Source organism: Pseudoxanthomonas suwonensis, from assembly GCF_010093235.1.
Classification (GTDB): Bacteria; Pseudomonadota; Gammaproteobacteria; order Xanthomonadales; family Xanthomonadaceae; genus Pseudoxanthomonas; species Pseudoxanthomonas suwonensis.
In genome coordinates, this window is sequence record NZ_PDWP01000009.1 from 1 (window position 1) to 15,079 (window position 15,079).

Below are 15,079 nucleotides of genomic sequence, written 5' to 3' on the forward strand. Positions count from 1 at the left end.
TGTGTGTAGTAGTGTGGTGTGATTGGTTTTTTTCCAAGAGTAAGACGGGAGACAAGATGCTCAGGAGGCGCGGGGGCTGGGAGATGTGTTGAAGAGACAGGGCAATGGCGGGGGTCCTGGCTTTGGGGGGGGGTAGCCTACCTACTGGTAGGTAGAATGATCAAGTGGCGGGCGCGGTGGCCTGGCTGTCGGTCGAGCGGGCAAGGGGCTCCCATTGCGACCACTCCTGCTGCAGCCGGGCCAGCTTGTCCCGGACCAGGCCAAGCGCATCGCTGCCCAGGAGCAGGTGCAGGGGCGGCGCGTCGCTGTCGACCACCTCCAGCAGCGCCCGGGCTGCCCTGGCGGGATCGCCCGGCTGGCGGCCACTGGCGGCCTGGCGGCGCTGCCGCACCGGATCGAACAGTGCGTCGTAGTCGCTGATGTGGCGGGGAGTCCGGGTCATCGAGCGCACGGCCCAGTCGGTGCGGAACGAGCCCGGCGCCACGGCGGTGACGTGGATGCCGAGGTCGCGTACTTCGCTGGCCAGGGCTTCGCTTATGCCCTCCAGCGCGAACTTGCTGCCGCAGTAGTAGGCGATGCCGGGCATGGTGATGAATCCGCCCATCGAGGTGATGTTGAGGATGCGACCGCGGCGCCGGCAACGCATGTGCGGCAGCACCGCCTTGATCATCGCGACCGCGCCGAACACATTGACCTCGAACTGGCGGCGCAGCTCCTCCAGCGGAGATTCCTCGAGGATGCCCTCGTGGCCGTAGCCGGCGTTGTTTACCAGCACCTCCACCGGACCGAGGCTGCTTCCACCTCCGCGACCATCGGATCGATGGCGGCGGTGTCGGTGACGTCGAGCAGGCGGGCGTGGGCATGGCCGGGCGCCAGGCGCTCGAAGGCCTCGGCATCGGCCTGCCTGCGCACCGTGCCCAGTACCCGCCGGCCCGAGGCCAATGCGTGTTGGGCGAAAGCAGGTCCCAGGCCGCTGCTTGCGCCTGTGACGAGGATCAGTCCTTCTGTAGCCATCGTGCTGCTGCACTGAACGATGGGTGCACAATAGGCAGCCGCCGCGTGCCGGATAAGGCGCAAGCCGCTCGGATTCTTGCCTGATCCTATGAGCCTGCCATCCCCGACAAGCGTCCCGGGCCCGCAGGCGCTGGTGCCGCTGGTACGGGGACTGGCGCCGCGCGAGGGCTACAACCCGACCGCGTTGCGGGGCGTGCGCCTGCTGCGTTCGGACCGGCCGCTCCCGCGTACGCCCGTGCTCTACGATCCGGTCATCGTGATCGTGTGCCAGGGGCACAAGCGCGGCTGGTTCGGCCAGCGCCTGTACCGCTACGACGCGCTGCAGTACCTCGCCGTCTCGGTCCCGGTGCCATTCACCATGGAGACCGACGCCTCGGCGGAGGAGCCGCTGCTGGCGCTGTACCTGCAGCTGGATTCCGCATTGGCGGCGGACCTGATGCTGGAGATCGACCGCCTGGGTGGTGGCGCCAGCGACGCCCAGGCGCAGAGCATGGTGTCCAGCCCGATGGATGCGACCCTGTGCCTGGCCGTGCAGCGCCTGCTGGAAGCGCTTGCCGACCCGGTGGAGGCGTCCGTGCTCGGCCCGCAGTTGCTGCGCGAGCTGTACTACCGCGTACTGACCGGCCCGCAAGGGCCCACGATCCGCGCCGCGCTCGCCAGCCGCGGCAGCTTCGGCCGGATCGGCAGGGCGTTGCAGCGCATCCATGCCGACCATGCCAGCCGGCTGGACGTGGCCACGCTCGCACGCGAGGCCGGGATGAGCGTGCCGTCGTTCCACGCGCATTTCCGCGCGGTGACCTGCACCTCGCCGCTGCAGTACGTCAAGTCGCTGCGCCTGCACCAGGCGCGACTGCTGATGGTGCAGCAGGACATGACTGCAGCCGCCGCCTGCCACGCCGTGGGTTTCGAGAGCGCCTCGCAGTTCAACCGCGAGTTCAAGCGCCTGTTCGGCCTGACCCCGGCGCGGGAAGCGCAGCGCATGCGCCAGAGTTTTGCCCTCCCGCCACGGGAAGCCGGGAGCAGGTACGTGTCCTCGCACTAACCGGACCGGTCGACACTGCTGCATGGCCGACGCCGCTGCCGTCGCGCGCACGCTTCCGGGCGTCGCGCGACCGGCGGGCAGCGGCCGGGTGCCATGCCCGCGCCGGGCATGGGATCGCGCGCTCAGGCCGCGCGCGCGGTCGTGGCGCCGATCGCCCGGACCGCACCCCACCCCAGCAGGGCCAGGCCGACCGCGGAGGCGACCGAAAGCAGCAGGGCGGCGGCGCTGTACAGGGCCAGCCAGGTGCCCAGCGAGCCGGACATGGCGGCCACGCCGCCGGTGATCAGCCAGGCCTGCCCGAAACCGGCCAGAAGCCGCAGCAACGAGGCGACCAGCACCACCGCCGCGCCCGCCACGGCCAGCCTGCGCCCGTGGGCGCCGGCCGGGGTGCGGGTGCGCAGCAGCGCCAGCACCAGGCTGGCGGCCAGCAGTTCCGGCAGCTGGTAAGCCAGCATGGTCAGCGCCTGGGTCAGCATCATGTGGCCTCAGTCCGCGGTGACCAGGCGCACCTGCTGCGCGCGCAGTTCCTCGTACACCGGGCGGGTGTCCGGGCGCCTGCCATGCCACAGCTCGAAGGCTTCGGCGGCCTGCTCCACGAGCATGCCCAGGCCGTCGACCACGTGCAGGCAGCGGGCGGCGCGGGCCCAGGCCAGGAACGGGATCGCCGCCTCGCCGTAGTTGATGTCCACCGCGACGGTACGGCTGTTGACCAGCGTCATCGGCGCGTTGAACGTGCCGGCACCGGTACCGCGCGCGGCGGAAGTGGCGTTGACGATCAGCTCGAAGTCGCCCTGGTTGGACAGGTCGTCCCAGTAGCGCGAGTAGGCGCGGTCCGGCTGGCCCAGCGCGTCGACCAGCGCGTCGGCGCGCGCGGGCGTGCGGTTGACCACGGCAAGCTCGAGGATGCCGGCGTCCAGCAGCGCGGCCGCCACTCCGCGCGCGGCGCCGCCGGCGCCCAGCAGCAGGGTGCGTCGTCCGCGCAGGTCCAGGCCCTGGCGGCCGGTGAGGTCGCGCACCAGGCCAGCGCCGTCGGTGTTGTCGCCATGCCATTGCTCCCCGCGCCAGGTCAGCGTGTTCACCGCGCCGGCCGAGCGCGCGCGCGCGGTGAGGGTGGAGCACAGGGCGTAGGCGCGTTCCTTCAGTGGCATGGTGACGTTGCCGCCGCGGCCGCCGTCGGCGGCGAAGGTCGCCAGGATCCGTTCGAAGTCCTCGGGCGGTGCATCGATGGCCGTGTACTGCAGGGCGATGCCTGCCTGTCGTGCGAACGCCGCATGGATCCGCGGCGACAGCGAGTGGGCGATGGGGTGGCCGAACACGGCATAGCGGGCTTCGGGCATGGCGTCCTCGACGTTGCGGTGGATGGGGCCGGTCGCGGCTAGACTGCCCGGCCCAGGACCACGGACCGAGCCATGCGAAGCCACCTGCGAACGGCCCTCTGCCTGAGTCTACTCCTGCCGGCCACCGCGTTCGGCCTGGCCGAGTTTGGCATCGAGGGCCTGTGGACGGTGTCCACGCGCGACGACGAGCTGCGCGGCAGCATCTCGCCCGACGGCCAGGCGATCGTCTGGGCCAGCGACCGGGCCGGCGGGGCGGGCGGGATGGACCTGTGGGTCGCCCGTCGTGACGGCATCCGCTGGGTGGATCCGCGCCCGCTGCCGTTCAACACGCCCGGCACCGAAACCGAGCCGGCGTTCTCGCCGGACGGGCGCTGGCTGTACTTCGCCTCCGAACGCAAGGGCGGCCGCGGGGGCCTGGACCTGTACCGGGTGGCCTTCGACGGCCAGCGCTGGGGCGCGCCGGAGCCACTGGCCGCGCTCAACACCCCGGGCGACGAGCATTCGCCCACGCCCACCGCGGACCGCCTGCTGTTCGCCAGCGATGGCCACCCCGGCGCCGGAGGGCTGGACCTGTATGCCGCGCGGATCCTTCCCGACGACAGTTTCGTCCTGGTCGGCGCCCTGCCGGGCGTCAACACCCGGATCGACGAGCTGGACGTGCTGGAGCTGGACGGCGGCCGCGCGCTGCTGTTCGCGCGGCGCGATCCGGCCAGCGGCCGGTCGCGCCTCCACCTGGCGGCCTGCCAGGGCGCGGCCTATGCCGCGCAGGGGCCATGGGGGCTGTCCTTCAACACCGACGACCGCGACACGCGGGCGCCGGTGGTCGACCTTTCCCGCCCGGCCGACCTGCTGGTCACCGGGTCGGCGCCTGCGCCGAAGGCCGGCAAGGGCGATCTCTACCGGGTCGCCGTGCCGACCCTGCGCGGGGCCGACGGCTGCATGCCCGGCGCCTGAGCGCCGGGAGCCACTGGATCCGGGTTCCCCGGCTCAGCCCTGGCGCAGCCAGCGCGCCACGTCCATGGCGTAGTAGGTCAGCACGCCGTCGGCGCCGGCGCGCTTGAACGCCAGCAGCGCTTCCAGCGCGCAGGCCTTCTCGTCCAGCCAGCCATTGGCCGAGGCGGCCTTGAGCATCGCGTACTCGCCGCTGACCTGGTAGGCGAAGGTCGGCACGCCGAAGGCGTCCTTCACCCGGCGGATCACGTCCAGGTAGGGCAGGCCCGGCTTGACCATGACCATGTCCGCGCCCTCGGCGATGTCCAGTTCCACCTCGCGCAGGGCCTCGTCCGAATTGGCCGGGTCCATCTGGTAGGTGAACTTGTTGCCCTTGCCGAGGTTGCCGGCGCTGCCGACCGCGCTGCGGAACGGGCCGTAGAACGCGCTGGCGTACTTGGCCGCGTAGGACATGATCCGGGTGTTGATGAAACCGGCGTTCTCCAGTGCCTCGCGGATAGCGCCGATGCGGCCGTCCATCATGTCCGAGGGCGAGAGGATGTCGACGCCGGCCTCGGCGTGCACCAGCGACTGCTTGACCAGCGCTTCGATGGTCTCGTCGTTGAGGATGTAGCCGGACTCGTCGATCAGCCCGTCCTGGCCGTGGGTGGTGTAAGGGTCCAGGGCCTGGTCGGTCATCACGCCAAGCTCGGGGAAGCGCGACTTCAGGGCGCGGATGGCGCGCGGGATGATGCCGTCCGGATCCCAGGCGATGCGGCCGTCGGCGGTCTTGGCCGCCGGATCGGGCACGCCGAACAGGTCCAGCACCGGCACGCCCAGCTCCAGCGCCTCCTCGGCCACGCGCAGCAGCTCGTCGATCGACAGCCGCTCCACGCCCGGCATCGAGGGCACCGGGGCGCGGCCCTTCTCCTCGTGGACGAAGACCGGGTAGATCAGGTCGTTGGTGGTCAGCACGTTCTCGCGCATCAGGCGGCGGGAGAACTCGTCGCGCCGCATCCGGCGCGGGCGGATCAGGGGATAGGACATGCGGGGCTCCTTGCAGGCCTGGAATGATACGCCCCGGCCCCGGCCACTCCCCCGGACAGATTGTCCCGGCCGGGTCGCCGGTTCGCGGCCGATTCACCCGCCCGGGGGGAACATCCGGCCACCACCACCGGAACAGGGGATCCGCCATGCATTCCACCAGACTGCTGCTCGCCGCCGCACTTGCCGGCACCCTGCTGGCCGGATGCGCCGGCGCCTCGAAGGTCATGCTTGGACAGGCGCGGCCGCCGATCGATCCGTCCGAGGTGAAGGTGTATTCGGTGCCGCCGCCGGGCTCGCAGGACGTGGCCCAGCTGGAGGCCTCCAGCGCGGTGGGCTTCGGCACCCAGGGCCAGACCGACGCGGCGGTGGAGCGGCTCAAGCGCGAGGCCGCGGCGCTGGGCGCCAACGGCGTGGTGCTGGTCGGCGTCGGCTCGTCCGGCTCGCCGCTGGGCATGTCGGTCGGCGCCGGCACCTTCGGGCGGCACACCGCCGGTGGCGTGAGCGTGGGCATCCCGACCACGCAGAAGAAGGCCGCCGGCATCGCCATCTGGGTGCCGCCGGGTGCGGTCGCCCCGCAGGCGGCGCCGGAACCGGCGGGCGAGCCGGCATCCAGCGAACCGCCGGAGCCGGCGGACTGAAACGGCAACGCCGGCCACTGGGGCGGGCGCTCCCCATCTCCATCCGACGCGGCCCTCCGGCCGCGTCGTCGCGTCAGCGAATTGCCACGGATGCGGCCCGCGGCCTTGCCTGGGCTGCCGATCGCCCGCTGGTGCAGGCCGGCCGGGCCAGGCGCATCGGGGAACCGGGATGCCGCAAGCGCTTCACTGCCCCGGTCGCAGGCAACGCGCCAGGAAATCCTCCGCCAGGCGATAACGGTGCAGCGCATCGGCGCCGGACAGGCCGTGGCGCGCACCCGGGTAGGCCATCATCTCGAACGGCTGGCCGCGCTTCTGCAGCGCCGACATCACCGCGGTGGCATTGGTGAACAGCACGTTGTCGTCGGCCATGCCGTGGATCAGCAGCAGCTTCGGCGCGTTCGGTCCGACCAGGCCGTCGATGTGCTCCAGCACCCGCGCGGCGCGGTAGCCGTCCGGATTGGCCGCCGGCAGGCCCATGAAGCGCTCGGTGTAATGGGTGTCGTACAGGCCCCAGTCACTCACCGGCGCGCCGGCCACGCCGCAGGCGTAGGCGTCGGTGCGGGCCAGCAGCATCAGGGTCATGTAGCCGCCGTTGGACCAGCCCTGCACGCCGATGCGCGAGGCATCCACCCACGGCTGCGACTTCAGCCACTCGACGCCGCGCAGCTGGTCCTCTACTTCCACCGTGCCCTGGCGGCCGTACAGCGCGCCGCCGAAATCGCGTCCGCGACGCGGGGTGCCGCGGTTGTCCAGCGAGAACACCACGTAGCCGCGCTGGGCCAGGTACTGGTTGAACAGGGCGTCGCCGCGGCTGGGCCAGGCGCGGGTCACGGTCTGGGAGGCCGGGCCACCGTAGACATGGACCGCCACCGGGTACTTCCTCTCCGGATCGAAGCCGGCGGGCCGGATCAGGCTGTAGTGCAGCTCCGTCCTGCCGTCGGCCGCGGTGAGCGTGCCGTACTCGACCGGCAGCTGTGCGTCGCGGTAGCGCGCGAAAGGATGGTCGGCGTCGGCCGGGTCGTTGCGCAGCAGGGTGGCCAGGCGCGTGCCATCGTTGCCGAACAGCTCGATCTGCGGCGGCGTGCGCTCGTTGGACCAGTGGTCGACGTAGACGCTGGCATTGCGCGCGAAGGACGGCGCATGCATGCCCGGCTCCCGCGACAGCTTCTCCACTTCGCCGCCTGCCAGCGGCACGCGGTAGACATGTTTTTCCAGCGGCGATTCGCGGGTGCCGGTGAACCAGGCGTAGCCGGCCTCGGCATCCACCGCGACCAGTTCGTCGACCACCCACGCGCCGGAGGTGAGGGCGGTCAGCTCGCTGCCGTCCTCGCTGGCGATGTACAGGTGCTGGTAGCCGCTGCGTTCGGACGACCACAGGAAGCGGCCATCGGGCAGGAAGCGCAGGGCGTTGTGCAGCGGCACCCAGGTGTCGGAGGTCTCGGTCACCAGCACGCGCTGCCTGCCGCTGGCCAGGTCGGCCTCGACGAGCTCCAGCAGGTGCTGGTCGCGCGACTGGCGCTGGAAGGCCAGGCGCTGCGGGTCGCGCCAGTCGACGCGGGCCAGGTAGATGTCGTGCTCCGGGCCGAGGTCGATCCAGCGTGGCCTGGCCCGTTCGCGCGGGGCGATCGTGCCCAGCTGCACGCGCACGTTGGGATCGCCGGCGGCCGGGTAGCGCTGGTCCACCACCACGGTGCGGTCGGCATGCACCTCGTGGCGCTGGCGCAGCGGCACCGGCGACTCGTCGATGCGGATGAAGGCGATGGCGCTGTCGTCCGGCGCCCACCAGTAGCCGGTGTGGCGGCCCATCTCCTCGTCGGCCACGAACTCGGCCACGCCGTTGGCGATGGTCTCGCTGGCGTCGTGCGTCAGGCGGATCTCGCGGCCGCTGCGCAGGTCGATCACCCACAGGTCGCGGTCGCGCACGAAGCTGGCGTAGCCGCCGCGCGGCGACAGCTTCGGGTCGGTGGCGAAGCCCTTGCCCGAGGTCAGCTTGCGCACCGCCTCGCGACCGCCGCGGGCCAGGTCGTACAGGTACAGCTCGCCGCCCAGCGGGAACAGCAGCGACTTGCCGTCCGGCGACCACTGGTAGTCGACGATGCCGGAATAGGCGGCGATGCGCTGGCGCTCGCGCCGCGCCTTCTCCGCCTCGCTGAGCACCTCTTCGCCCGGCAGCACCACGCTGGAATCGACCAGCATGCGGGTCTGTCCGCTGGCCACGTCGTACTCCCACAGGTCCAGGCGGTTACGGTCCGCCTCCTTGCCGCGCAGGAAGGTCACCCGCGCCCCGTCCGGCGACACCTGCGGTTTCATCAGCGTCGGCCCGGACAGCGGCGCGCTGCCGGTGATCGCCTCGAGGGTGAGCTTCTCCCCGGCCGGGATGGGGCCGGCGGCAACGGGCGAGGTCATGGCGAAGGCGAGCAGCAGCGGCGCGGCGAGCGCGGGAAGCGTGGCGAAACGCATGCAGGCATCCAGTAGGGCGACATGGCCGCATTGTAGGCACAGCGGTGCCTGTGGCGATCGCCCTCGCGGAGGCGTGCTCCGATTGACGGTCCTCCGGGCGCAAATGCAGACTGCGGCCCGCCCCTGCGGGGGCGCATCCGATGGATTTGAGGGGGAAGCGATGGAACGCACAGCCGGATTTGCCGGCTTCCTTGCAGCGCACGGCATCTGGTGCGTGGCCGATGGCGAGCCGCTGGTGCCGATGCCCGGGCAGGAGCCGTCCGCCGACGGGCGCAGGATGCTCCGCTTCGGGGACGAGGACATTGAACAGGCCGTGGCCCAAGCGTTCGATCGCCTCCAGGCCAATCCCCCGGGGCGTCGACCGCGCCGTGCTGGTCTACGACGGCTTCACGGAGCAGGAGGGCGTCCGGACCGACGCGCTGTTCGTCGTGGCCCGTTCCTGCGGCCAGGCTCCGCAAACCCTCAGGATCGTCGTCCCGTACCGCAATGCCGGATCGGAGGGGGGTGTTGCGGTGTATCCGCCAGGGTTCGTGGACTGGCAGGGCGAGGGCGAGCCCGACCTGCGTGCGGCGGGCGCGGCGTCCTTCCGGGGCGTGAAGTCGCAGGGCGAAGCGGCTGCCGTCTGGGCCGACCACTTCGTCGATCCCGCCTGACCGCCGGAAGACCGGCGCCGGAGATTGCATGTCCGCTGGAGCACGGCTTCCTGCCGCCGTGCCCGACCTGATCACCCGCATGGAGAACCGGATCATGGAGAAGATTCCCTGCAACACCTGCGGTGTTCCCATCCTGCCCACCACGGCCCAGCGCAACGACGGGCAGTGCATGCCCTGCGCCAATGGCACGCGGGAGACGATGGGACGCTCCCGCCAGAAGTACCGCGAGTACCGGGCGCGCCTGGAAGCCGATCCGCGGCACATCTACTGGGACGGCCTCTGCTCCCGTGCGTACGGCACGCCTGACGGCTATGACCGGCTCCCGCCCCGGGAGAAGCTGTACTTCGCCGCCTGTTTGCTGGCGGGCGACGTGATCTCCACCGGTTTCGATGCCGCCTTCCGCAATACCGGCGGCGAACGCTATGCCACGGCGCTGCGTTGCCTGGAGGAGATCGGTGCGGTGGACAGCATCAGGATCCTCGAGGCGGCCAGGCAGATCGTGTTCGGGTTCGGCGGCGTTCCAGCCAGTGCCTGGGCCTGCGACGAAGCCTTCGAGCGGCTGACGCCCGGCCAGGAGCAACGGCTGGAAGAGCTGGATCGCCAGTTCCGCGCGGATCCCGATGGCCTGCACGACCGCTTCGAAGCGTTCGCCCTGCGGCATGGGCTGTACGAACGGCCGGCCGGGGCGCCTGAGGGCTGACGTGCCCCATCCGCGGACAGGCGCGCAAGCACCGGGCCTGTCGACGGCGCGCTTGACAGCTCCTGCATGCTGGAACTTTCCCGAGAGGAGTGCGCCATGCAGCCCGAGGCCATCAAGGCACTGTTCGACCAGCAGGCCGCCGGCTACGACCGGCAGTGGGAGAAGACCGCGCCGATCCGCCAGTGCCTGCACTTCCTGCTGGAGCCGGTGTTCGCCGGACTTCCGGAGGATGCGCGGATCCTCTGCGTCGGCGTGGGCACCGGTGCGGAGATGGCGCACCTTGCGCGGCGCTGCCCCGGCTGGCGCTTCATGGCGGTCGATCCGTCCGGGGCGATGCTGGAGGTGAGCCGCCGCCGCGCGGAGCAGGAAGGTTTCATCGACCGCTGCGTCTTCCATGCCGGCTACGTGCAGGAACTGCCGGAAGCCCCGGCATATGACGCGGCGACCTGCTTCCTGGTGTCCCAGTTCATCCTCGACATCGACGAGCGGGCCGCCCTGTTCCGCGCCATCGCCGCGCGTTTGCGGCCCGGAGGACTGCTGGCCAGCTCGGACCTGGCGGCCGATACCGCATCGCCGGAGTACGCGGTGCTGCTGGAGGCCTGGATGCGGACGATGGCCGGCGCCGAGGTCCCGGCGGATGCGCTGGAGCGCATGCGCCGGGCCTATGGCGAGGACGTGGCCGTGCTGCCGCCGGCGCAGGTCGAGGCGATCCTGCGCGCGGGCGGTTTCGAGCTCCCCGTGCCGTTCTTCCAGGCCGGACTGATCCACGCCTGGGTGTCGCGGCGGGCAGCAGGCTGAGGCGGGTTCGCCTCAGCGGCCGAACAGCTGCTTGCGTTCTTCTTCCGTCAGCGGCTTGCCTGCGTTCGGGTTGACCTGCTGGGTCAGGGCGTAGGCGCGCTGGGTGGCCGGGCGTCCGGCGATGCTGGCGTGCCAGCGGCGCAGTTCCGGATACGGCTCCAGGTCCAGCGGGGCCCTGGTGTACGGATTGATCCAGGGATAGGCGGCCATGTCGGCGATGGTGTACTGGTCGCCGGCGATGAAGGCGCGGCCCTGCAGCCGCCTGTCGAGCACGCCCAGCAGGCGCTGCACCTCGCGGGTGTAGCGGTCGATGGCGTACTCGATCCTCTCCGGGGCGTAGACGGTGAAGTGGCCGTACTGGCCGGTCATCGGGCCCTGGCCGGCGATCTGCCAGGCCAGCCACTGGTCCACCTCGACGCGTCCACGCAGGCCTTCGCCGCCGAAGCGCCCGGTCTTGTCGGCCAGGTAGCGCAGGATCGCGCCGGACTCGAACACCGTGATCGGCTCGCCCAGGTCGTTGGGCTCGCGGTCGATGATCGCCGGCATCTTGTTGTTCGGCGAGAACGCCAGGAACTCCGGCCTGAACTGGTCGCCCTTGCCGATGTCCACCGGCTTGATGGTGTAGGGCAGGCCGGCTTCCTCCAGGAACAGGGTGATCTTGTGGCCGTTGGGGGTGGGCCAGTAGTAAAGCTCGATCATGCGCATGCCTCCGGTTCGGGCCTGCGAGTGTAGGGCGGGAAGGGGGGCGGCCCCGTCGCCACCGCTGGCCTGCTGCGTTGCAGCCGCCGGTCCGGTCCGGGGTGCGCCCGCCGCCGGAGGTGCCCCGGGGCCCGGTGGCCCCCTGCTGCTTGGCAGGCGGCGGGGTGCACAGCTACCCTGCGCCGTCTTTTCCGCATTGCAGCAGCCCCATGTCGCAGCCCACGCCGCACCGTCCGCTCAGCCCCCTTTCGTCCCTGATCTTCGCCTCGCGCTGGCTGCAGCTGCCGCTGTACCTGGGCCTGATCCTGGCGCAGTGCGTCTACGTGTTCCTGTTCGCCAAGGAACTTTGGCACCTGGTCCACGACGCGCCGAGCATGGGCGAGCAGCAGATCATGCTGATCGTGCTGGGCCTGATCGACGTGGTGATGATCTCCAACCTGCTGGTGATGGTGATCGTCGGCGGCTACGAGCCCTTCGTCTCGCGCCTGGGCCTGGAAGGCCACCCGGACCAGCCGGAGTGGCTGAGCCACGTCAACGCCTCGGTGCTGAAGGTGAAGCTGGCGATGGCGATCATCGGCATCTCCTCGATCCACCTGCTGAAGACCTTCATCGCCGCCGGCACCCTCAACGGCCTGCCGTTCTGCCCGCCGGAGCTGGTCGCCACCGCCGCCTCCAACGTCGGTGCCGCCCGCTGCAACGCCCTGACCACCGATGGCGTCCTGTGGCAGACCATCATCCATATCGTCTTCATCCTGTCGGCCATCGGCATCGCCTGGACCGACAAGCTGATGACCCACAACAGCCACAAGCGCGAGCACGGCAGCCACTGAGCCGTCGCGCCGCCCGCCGCGACCGCGCGGGACAGGAATGCCGGAGGGCCGCCGCAGGGCGGCCCTTCGTCGTTCATGTATCCGCGGAATCCGGCGCGGACGCACGCCGGGGCTGCCTCCGCTTCCCCTGCGGCAGGGCCCGGCGCATGAACCGCAGGCACGCGTCTCACGGCCTGCGCCCCCCGAACCCGTAAAATGCGCCCATGGATGTCTCCCACCTTCTCGACGGCCTCAACAGCGCCCAGCGCGAGGCCGTCTCGGCCCCGCCCGGCCATTACCTCGTGCTGGCCGGTGCCGGCTCCGGCAAGACCCGCGTCCTCACCCACCGCATCGCCTGGCTCAATGAAGTCCTGGGCGTGCCGGCGCACGGGATCCTCGCGGTCACCTTCACCAACAAGGCCGCCGGCGAGATGCGCGCGCGCGCCGACCTGCAGCTGCGCAACGGCAGCCGCGGCATGTGGATCGGTACCTTCCACGGCATCGCCCATCGCCTGCTGCGCCTGCACTGGAACGAGGCGAAGCTGCCCGAATCCTTCCAGGTGCTCGACAGCGACGACCAGCAGCGCCTGGTCAAGCGCGTGGTGCAGCAGCTGGAGCTGGACGAGGGCCGCTTCCCGCCACGCCAGATCGCCTGGTGGATCAACGCGCAGAAGGACGAGGGCCGCCGCCCGCAACACATCCAGGCGGTCAACGACCCGTGGACCGAGTCCATGCGCCGCGCCTACGAGCTGTACCAGGAGCGCTGCGACCGCGCCGGCCTGGTCGACTTCGCCGAACTGCTGCTGCGCGCCCACGAGCTGCTGCGCGACAACCCGGCCCTGCTGCAGCACTACCGCACCCGTTTCCGCGAGCTGCTGATCGACGAGTTCCAGGACACCAACGCCATCCAGTACGCCTTCGTGCGGGTGCTGGCCGGAGATACCGGCCACGTGTTCGTGGTCGGCGACGACGACCAGGCCATCTACGGCTGGCGCGGCGCCAAGGTGGAGAACGTGCAGCAGTTCTTGCGCGACTTCCCCGGTGCGCAGACCATCCGCCTGGAGCAGAACTACCGCTCCACCGCCAACATCCTCAATGCCGCCAACGCGGTGATCGCGCACAACCCCGACCGCATCGGCAAGCAGCTGTGGACTGACAGCGGCGAAGGCGAGCCGGTGGACGTGTACGCGGCCTACAACGAGATGGACGAGGCCCGCTTCGTGGTCGAGCGCATCCGCCAGTGGGTGCGCGACGGCGGCAGCTGGCGGGAGGCGGCGGTGCTGTACCGCTCCAACGCCCAGTCGCGCGCGCTGGAAGAGGTCCTGCTGTCCGAGCAGGTGCCGTACCGCGTCTATGGCGGCATGCGCTTCTTCGAGCGGGCCGAGATCAAGGACACCCTGGCCTACCTGCGCCTGGTCGCCAGCCGCGCCGACGACGCGGCGTTCGAGCGCACGGTCAACACGCCGGCGCGCGGCATCGGCGACCGCACCCTGGACGAGATCCGGCGCCGCGCCCGCGAGCGTTCGCAGTCGCTGTGGGATGCGGCCACCGCGCTGGTGGCTGAGAACGCCCTGGCGGCGCGCGCCCGCAACGCGGTAGCGGGCTTCCTCGGCCTGATCGAGGCACTGGACGCGGAGACCGCCGACCTGGCGCTGAAGGACCGGGTCGACCACGTGCTGGCCCGATCCGGCCTGCGCCAGCACTGGGCCAGCGAGTCGCGCGGCCAGCTCGACGCCGAGTCGCGGCTGGAGAACCTGGACGAGCTGGTCTCGGTCGCCTCGCGCTTCTCCCGCGCCGAGCTGGACGAGGAGCAGGAAAGCATGAGCGAGCTGGTCGCCTTCCTGTCCTATGCGGCGCTGGAGGCCGGCGAAGGCCAGGCCCAGGCTGACGAGGACGGCGTGCAGCTGATGACCCTGCACTCGGCCAAGGGCCTGGAGTTCCCGCTGGTGTTCCTAGTCGGCGTGGAGGAGGGCGTGTTCCCCAGCAGCAAGTCGCTGGAGGAAAGCGGCCGGCTCGAGGAGGAGCGGCGCCTGGCCTACGTGGGCATCACCCGCGCCCGGCAGAAGCTGGTGATGACCTATGCCGAGAGCCGGCGCATCCACGGCATGGACATGTACGGCATGCCCTCGCGCTTCCTGCGCGAGATCCCCGGCCACCTGCTCAACGAGGTGCGCCCGCGGGTGCAGGTGGCACGGCCGATGGCCGCACCGCCGCGCACCCCGGTGCATCCGGCGATCGAGGCGCCGGCCATCGCCCTGGGCCAGGCGGTGATGCACCCCAGCTTCGGCCGCGGCGTGGTCACCGACTACGAAGGCAGCGGTGCCCACGCGCGGGTGCAGGTGAACTTCGACGACGCCGGCAGCAAGTGGCTGGTGCTGGCCTTCGCCAAGCTGCAGCCGGTCTGAGCCGGGGTCGCGACCGGGCAGGGCGTTGGCCGCGTATCCGCGCCATCACGCCCGCGGATGTGCAATATGTGCAATCCCATGCCTGGAGGGCGCCATGTACCGATGCATCCTGATCGCCACTGACGGTTCCGAGCTGGCCGGCAAGGGCCTGGACCATGGCCTGGCCCTTGCGCGCGCGGTCGGCGCGAAGGCGGTGGTGGTGACGGTGACCGAGCCATGGATGCCGGCGTTCGACGACGCCCTCGCCCTGTCCGCCGATCCGGACATGCAGCGGCAGTACCGCGAAGGCTGCGAGCGCTCGGCCCAGCACATCCTTGCCGACGCGGCCGCGCAGGCGGCATCGACGGGCGTCGAATGCGAGACCGTGCACGTGCCCGATGGCCATCCGTCCGACGCCATCGTCCACGCCGCCGGCGCACATGGCGCCGACCTGGTGGTGATGGCCTCGCACGGCCGCCGCGGCCTGGGCAAGGTGTTGCTGGGCAGCCAGGCCGAAGCGGTGCTGGCGCGCTCGAAGGTGCCGGTGCTGGTGGTGCGCTGAGCGCGG

14 protein-coding genes and 1 pseudogene are annotated in these 15,079 nt (G+C 71.0%); 9 read left to right on the forward strand and 6 right to left on the reverse strand.

Annotated elements, in window-relative coordinates:
* Positions 1-160 precede the first annotated feature (160 nt).
* Positions 161-1,014 (reverse strand): annotated as a pseudogene (locus CSC68_RS05505) (oxidoreductase).
* A gap of 88 nt (positions 1,015-1,102) precedes the next feature.
* Here CSC68_RS05505 and CSC68_RS05510 point away from each other — a divergent pair.
* Positions 1,103-2,056 carry an AraC family transcriptional regulator gene (locus tag CSC68_RS05510; protein WP_162202529.1) on the forward strand — a complete coding sequence of 318 codons (954 nt, stop codon included), beginning with the start codon at positions 1,103-1,105 and terminating at the stop codon, positions 2,054-2,056.
* 122 nt (positions 2,057-2,178) lie between these two features.
* Here CSC68_RS05510 and CSC68_RS05515 read toward each other — a convergent pair whose 3' ends face one another.
* Entirely contained in the window at positions 2,179-2,535 is a 357-nt protein-coding gene (locus tag CSC68_RS05515) for a hypothetical protein (protein ID WP_246193455.1), read from the reverse strand.
* Between the two features lie 6 nt (positions 2,536-2,541).
* Positions 2,542-3,393 carry a shikimate dehydrogenase gene (aroE, locus tag CSC68_RS05520; protein WP_162202530.1) on the reverse strand — a complete coding sequence of 284 codons (852 nt, stop codon included), beginning with the start codon at positions 3,391-3,393 and terminating at the stop codon, positions 2,542-2,544.
* 72 nt (positions 3,394-3,465) lie between these two features.
* Between aroE and CSC68_RS05525 the strand changes: the two genes are divergently transcribed.
* Positions 3,466-4,347, forward strand: a complete 882-nt coding sequence (locus CSC68_RS05525) for a TolB family protein (protein ID WP_162202531.1) — start codon at positions 3,466-3,468, stop codon at positions 4,345-4,347.
* Between the two features lie 33 nt (positions 4,348-4,380).
* Here the strand turns inward: CSC68_RS05525 and hemB are convergent, their stop codons facing one another.
* Entirely contained in the window at positions 4,381-5,370 is a 990-nt protein-coding gene (gene hemB / locus CSC68_RS05530) for a porphobilinogen synthase (RefSeq protein ID WP_162202532.1), read from the reverse strand.
* A 146-nt stretch (positions 5,371-5,516) separates the two neighbouring features.
* On the opposite strand from hemB, the gene CSC68_RS05535 reads away from it, so the two are divergent.
* Entirely contained in the window at positions 5,517-6,008 is a 492-nt protein-coding gene (locus CSC68_RS05535; RefSeq protein ID WP_162202533.1) for a hypothetical protein, read from the forward strand.
* 183 nt (positions 6,009-6,191) lie between these two features.
* On the opposite strand, the gene CSC68_RS05540 is transcribed toward CSC68_RS05535, so the two are convergent.
* Positions 6,192-8,414, reverse strand: coding sequence for a S9 family peptidase (locus CSC68_RS05540; protein ID WP_162202622.1), 2,223 nt, complete (start codon positions 8,412-8,414; stop codon positions 6,192-6,194).
* 422 nt (positions 8,415-8,836) lie between these two features.
* Here CSC68_RS05540 and CSC68_RS05545 point away from each other — a divergent pair, with 422 nt between their 5' ends.
* From CSC68_RS05545 to CSC68_RS05555, 3 genes are all read left to right on the forward strand, one after another.
* Positions 8,837-9,121: a hypothetical protein gene (locus CSC68_RS05545; RefSeq protein ID WP_162202534.1), complete on the forward strand. Its 285-nt coding sequence runs from the start codon at positions 8,837-8,839 to the stop codon at positions 9,119-9,121.
* Between the two features lie 28 nt (positions 9,122-9,149).
* On the forward strand, positions 9,150-9,821 hold the full coding sequence (locus CSC68_RS05550) for a DMP19 family protein (protein ID WP_162202535.1): 672 nt from the start codon (positions 9,150-9,152) through the stop codon (positions 9,819-9,821).
* A 96-nt stretch (positions 9,822-9,917) separates the two neighbouring features.
* Positions 9,918-10,619, forward strand: coding sequence for a class I SAM-dependent methyltransferase (locus CSC68_RS05555; RefSeq protein ID WP_125165798.1), 702 nt, complete (start codon positions 9,918-9,920; stop codon positions 10,617-10,619).
* Positions 10,620-10,631: 12 nt separating this feature from the next.
* Here CSC68_RS05555 and CSC68_RS05560 read toward each other — a convergent pair whose 3' ends face one another.
* Positions 10,632-11,318, reverse strand: coding sequence for a glutathione binding-like protein (locus CSC68_RS05560; RefSeq protein WP_162202536.1), 687 nt, complete (start codon positions 11,316-11,318; stop codon positions 10,632-10,634).
* A 209-nt stretch (positions 11,319-11,527) separates the two neighbouring features.
* On the opposite strand from CSC68_RS05560, the gene CSC68_RS05565 reads away from it, so the two are divergent.
* The 3 genes from CSC68_RS05565 to CSC68_RS05575 all read left to right on the forward strand — a co-directional run bounded on the left by CSC68_RS05565 (position 11,528) and on the right by CSC68_RS05575 (position 15,073).
* On the forward strand, positions 11,528-12,148 hold the full coding sequence (locus tag CSC68_RS05565; protein WP_162202537.1) for a TIGR00645 family protein: 621 nt from the start codon (positions 11,528-11,530) through the stop codon (positions 12,146-12,148).
* A gap of 203 nt (positions 12,149-12,351) precedes the next feature.
* Positions 12,352-14,532, forward strand: coding sequence for a DNA helicase II (uvrD, locus tag CSC68_RS05570; protein WP_162202538.1), 2,181 nt, complete (start codon positions 12,352-12,354; stop codon positions 14,530-14,532).
* A gap of 94 nt (positions 14,533-14,626) precedes the next feature.
* Positions 14,627-15,073 (forward strand): universal stress protein, encoded by a 447-nt coding sequence (locus tag CSC68_RS05575; protein ID WP_162202539.1) that lies wholly within the window; start codon positions 14,627-14,629, stop codon positions 15,071-15,073.
* Positions 15,074-15,079 lie beyond the last annotated feature (6 nt).